This window comes from Streptococcus oralis, from assembly GCF_003944215.1.
GTDB lineage: Bacteria > Bacillota > Bacilli > Lactobacillales > Streptococcaceae > Streptococcus > Streptococcus oralis_BI.
In genome coordinates, this window is sequence record NZ_RJVZ01000027.1 from 1 (window position 1) to 4,482 (window position 4,482).

A 4,482-nucleotide genomic window follows, 5' to 3' on the forward strand; every position below is an offset into this window, starting at 1 on the left:
AGGTGGGATTTTTGCAGTATATTCTTTGTCATCTCTATTATTTGGTAAGATTAATAGTATTTTTGATACAATTGTAGCATTCTACAATAGCAAAACATTTTTATCTCGGATTTTAGAGATTTTAGGTGAAGAAACTGAGATAAATGGTGTAGTGAAACACGACTTAAATGGGGAAATCACACTTAAAAATGTTTCATTTTCATATACTAGAGATAGTAAAAAAGTACTTTCTAATGTGTCTATTGAAATAAAGAAGGGTGAGAAGGTAGCAATTGTTGGCTCTTCTGGATCAGGTAAAAGTACACTTTCCAAATTATTAATAGGTTTATTTCCAGCCTCGTCAGGTAGTATTTTATTTGATGACTTAGATTATAATTTGTTGGATAAACAGTATCTTCGTCAACAAATTGGCATTGTCCCACAAGACATGACTTTATTTAATAAAACCATATATGAGAATATTGCTGGAGATATCTCAGTCTCAGAGGAAGAAATGACAAAAATTTGTAAGTTAGTTAATATCCATGATGAAATTATGGAAATGCCCATGGGGTATAATACTTTAGTTTCAGAAATGGGAATGAATCTGTCAGGAGGGCAACGTCAGAGAATTATTTTAGCAAGAGCGCTAGTTAAGAAACCCAAAATAATACTTTTAGATGAAGCCACAAGTTATCTAGATAATGTTAATGAAAAAGAGATTATGCAGAAATTTAAAGAACAAAATATTACAATTATTGTTATTGCACATCGACTTTCTACCATTATCGATTCTAACCAGATTTTTGTAATGGATAAAGGAGAAATTGTAGAACAAGGAAGTCATACAGAACTATTGAATATGAAAAATGGTTTGTATAAAAAACTTTATCAGACGGATTACTAAATTTGTAATATATATTGGCCACCTTCGGGTGGCATTTTTACTTCTGTGATACTTTTTTCAAGATTTATCTGCTATTCTTGACCTAGTTTTTATAGAAAGAAGGTCTAAGATGTTAAATAAAGTCAAAACTAAAGCCTTAATTAGTGTTGGAGCAGTGGCTGCAACTAGCTTTATTCTCATGATGGGATATACTGTTGGTCAACACTCGACTGCTAAACAAAGTCGTAAAGAGATTGAATTGGCTGCAGCTAAACTTGTAGAGGATAAACAAGCAGAAGATAAAGCCAGCATTTTGTCATCGGATACTGTAAAAGAATTTTTGACTCAGTACTATACGAAAGAAAAGCTCGGAGAAAATAATACACGTATTCAACCTTATATGACTGAATCGGCTTATTCTCAAGAATTAACAAGTCAAAACGATGCCATGAACCAAGTGTATAAGGACTATATTTTGGATTATCATTTTGAAAAAGCTGATATCTTTGTCAATCAGACTACGAATCAAGCCATTGCCATGGTCTCTTATAATGTAACCTATGTATCTGATTTAAAGAATGCCAACCAATCAAAGACCAATCAGACAGAAACCAGAACGGTTAAGTTGTCTTATTCGAAACTACCAGGTAAGTTATTGGTCAATCAAGTACAGGTTTGGAAATCTGGATTGGATGATTTGGATAAGGCCACTCCCAAAACTTTGGAAGAATCCTCATCTGTTCCATCACTGCCAAATACTACGACAAAATGATGATGTTTTATGAATATAGAGGAATGTAAGCAAATCTCAATTCTTGATGTAGCAAGTCGTTTAGGTATCTCCTTTAAACAAGTTTCGAACAGTGTTTATGAGCATCCTGAACACGATTCATTTCGGATTTTTTCAACTACCAATACTTTTAAATGGTTTTCAAGAGATATTCAAGGTGATGTCATTGATTTTGTTCGACTTGTTAAGGGAATTTCCTTTAAAGAAGCTCTAGCTTTTTTTTCTGAAGAACCTTTTCAAAAAGAAGCTGTTCAAGAAAATAGGGAGAGACCATTTTATTATCCTTTAAAGAGAATAGAAGATTCTAACTGTAGTCTGGCCAGATATTATTTAACAGAATGTAGAGGAATCTCAGACGAAATCATAGAAAAGATGATTCAACAAGGTTTGATAGCACAAGCTAGTTGGAAAACAAATGAAACTGTTGAACCTGTTATTGTTTTTAAAAGCTTTGATCATCGTCACAAGCTGCAGGCAGCAAGCTTACAAGGTATTTATAAGAATCACTCTCTTCCTAGAGAGAGGCTGAAAACGATTCTAAAAGGAAGCCATGGACATATTGGAATATCCTTTGATATTGGTAAACCAAATAGACTGGTCTTTTGTGAATCGTTCATTGACTTAATGAGCTATTACGAACTGCATCAACAAAGTCTATCTGATGTTCGTTTGGTATCTATGGAAGGATTAAAAAGGTCTGTTATCGCTTATCAAACTTTACGACTGATAGCTGAAGAAAATCAGAAGTTGGAATTTTTAGATACAGTAACACCTTCAAAGTTATTGCCTTTGATCAATACAATTCGTGATACCACTACCTATTTTGATAATCATCCTGATTTATTGACACTGGCGGTAGATTGTGATGATGCAGGAAAAGATTTTTCTGATAAGTTATCTCAAGCAGGATTGCCTGTTTTACTGGATTTACCTAATAATGAATTTGGGAAAGAAAAAATAGACTGGAACGATATTCTTAGAGAAAAGAAATCAGATTTACAATTTATGCTTGAGACTGTAAAAGAGACATTTGGAAATCCACCAGTAAGACAATCATCTCAATGTTTAGAATTGTGATAACAAAATCAAGATGTTTTAGCTAATATTAGAATGAAGGAGGATCGTATATGACCATTATTGAACGCTTAGAAGAAAAAGTCACTAGGCAAGAAAGCAAGGTAGCAAGAGAGAAAGAAAAACTCGCTGCTTACAAAGAACAACTGGAGACAGCGATGTTTGCGACGTTCAAAAGGCGTCAAAGCATCAGTCACATGAGTTTTGAAGAAGCTCTTGACCATGCCTTTGGTAAAGAAATACAATTCGATGATTCTGAATTTAGAAAGGATGAAATGAGTGAATGACAAAAAATTGGGATTTTAATCAACCATTAGAAAGTAAATCAGAAAATCAAGAAGATCCAGATAAAATTGCGGCCTTATTTGGAAATCATAAAGGAGGTAATGATGTAAATTATGAAGCAGCTTTTCAAAAGCGAAAACAAGCACCTGTGACGGAATCAAATCCTAGTTCTAAACCTAAAGTTACAGAGGTTAGAACAGGAAAAGAGACAGATATTACTACAAGTTATCAGCAACATCTAAAAAGACTGATTGCGGATAACAATAGCGATATTGAAAGTAGTCAAAAGAAAATTGAAGAGCTATATACGTTGATTGATACAAAGAATAAAGACAATAAGAAATTGCAGTCAATTTATGATGCGATTTCCGAATTACACTAAGCAGTCTTAAGAGGCTGCTTTTTTTGAGAGGTTATAGATGTTTACAACTTTTTTTAAGAAAAATCAAGACAATAGTGATGTATTTAAAAAGCTAATTCATAGACTATCTGATATGTCTGTCCAAGATCTTGAAAAAATAGATCGACTGTTAGATATCATTTTCACTCTAGATCAAGAATCAGAACAGCTAAAAACAGAAGCAATTTATAGAGAAGAAACTTTGGATGACACATTAAAGGAAGCTAAGAATCAACTTCATAAGGAACAATTGGAGAAGAATTTAGAGAGATTTAGGAAAGACGGAAGGAAGTGAATAGTTTTATAAAATTTTCTTTTATTTGAATAAAGTCTTAACTAAAGTAGAACTACAAAAATTAATTTAAGATGAAGTGAACTGAACTGTAGACTTTGGAAATGTCTCTTACTCGATTTCAGAATGAATTACTGATATGGGATTAAAAGAACTAAGTATTTCTTTTTGTTTTGAATGAGATACGTGAGTATAGATTTGTGTGACTGATATAGAACTGTGTCCAAGAATTTGTTGAATGTATCGAATATCTACATCATTATCTAGAAGCATTGTTGCAAAGCTATGTCTAAACATATGTGGTGTAATATTTTTAGATAAGCTATTTTGTTCAACGATTCTCTTTAAAATTAAACGTACACTTTGCTCTGACAATGGTTTAGGCGAATGTTTCCCTGGGAATAGGAAATCATTAGATTCTTTTCCGTTTTTATTTATATATGTTTCTAATAAATTGAAGGTTGTTTGATCTCCTAAAAATAGGATACGCTCTTTCTTACCCTTTCCTATAATATGGAGTGTCTTATTGGAAAGATTAATATCTTTGAGATGAATGTGACAAAGTTCAGAAATTCTGATACCTGTTGAAAGTAAAAGGGAAATAATTAGTAGATTTCTTTCAGCTTTTTGTTTTTGATAGTCAGTTTTAGATATAACTACTCTCTGCTCTAAATATGAAAAAATATTTTTCAGAATATCATACGGAATCGTTTTAGGCAATATTTTTTCAGTTCTAAATTGAAAGCGTAATTGATTGAAGGGATTCTCTTCAATTA

Annotated in this window: 7 protein-coding genes; 6 read left to right on the plus strand and 1 reads right to left on the minus strand. The window is 32.4% G+C overall.

What is annotated here, in order from left to right:
* The 6 genes from D8804_RS09810 to D8804_RS09835 all read left to right on the plus strand — a co-directional run.
* Positions 1–886: peptidase domain-containing ABC transporter (locus tag D8804_RS09810; protein ID WP_125399638.1), on the plus strand; the 886-nt coding region annotated here is incomplete at its 5' end.
* Positions 887–995: 109 nt separating this feature from the next.
* Positions 996–1,637, plus strand: coding sequence for a hypothetical protein (locus D8804_RS09815; RefSeq protein ID WP_048791721.1), 642 nt, complete (start codon positions 996–998; stop codon positions 1,635–1,637).
* A 9-nt stretch (positions 1,638–1,646) separates the two neighbouring features.
* Positions 1,647–2,732 (plus strand): toprim domain-containing protein, encoded by a 1,086-nt coding sequence (locus D8804_RS09820; protein ID WP_048791720.1) that lies wholly within the window; start codon positions 1,647–1,649, stop codon positions 2,730–2,732.
* 50 nt (positions 2,733–2,782) lie between these two features.
* A complete protein-coding gene (locus D8804_RS09825; protein WP_048791719.1) occupies positions 2,783–3,016 on the plus strand; it encodes a DUF5965 family protein in 234 nt (77 codons plus the stop codon).
* Entirely contained in the window at positions 3,013–3,396 is a 384-nt protein-coding gene (locus D8804_RS09830; RefSeq protein ID WP_048791718.1) for a DUF5945 family protein, read from the plus strand. The genes D8804_RS09825 and D8804_RS09830 overlap by 4 nt, the downstream gene beginning before the upstream one ends.
* 37 nt (positions 3,397–3,433) lie before the next feature.
* Positions 3,434–3,709 (plus strand): hypothetical protein, encoded by a 276-nt coding sequence (locus tag D8804_RS09835; protein ID WP_048791717.1) that lies wholly within the window; start codon positions 3,434–3,436, stop codon positions 3,707–3,709.
* Positions 3,710–3,817: 108 nt separating this feature from the next.
* On the opposite strand, the gene D8804_RS09840 is transcribed toward D8804_RS09835, so the two are convergent.
* Positions 3,818–4,482, minus strand: a 665-nt coding sequence (locus tag D8804_RS09840) for a tyrosine-type recombinase/integrase (RefSeq protein WP_260472355.1), incomplete at its 5' end; no start/stop codon positions are given.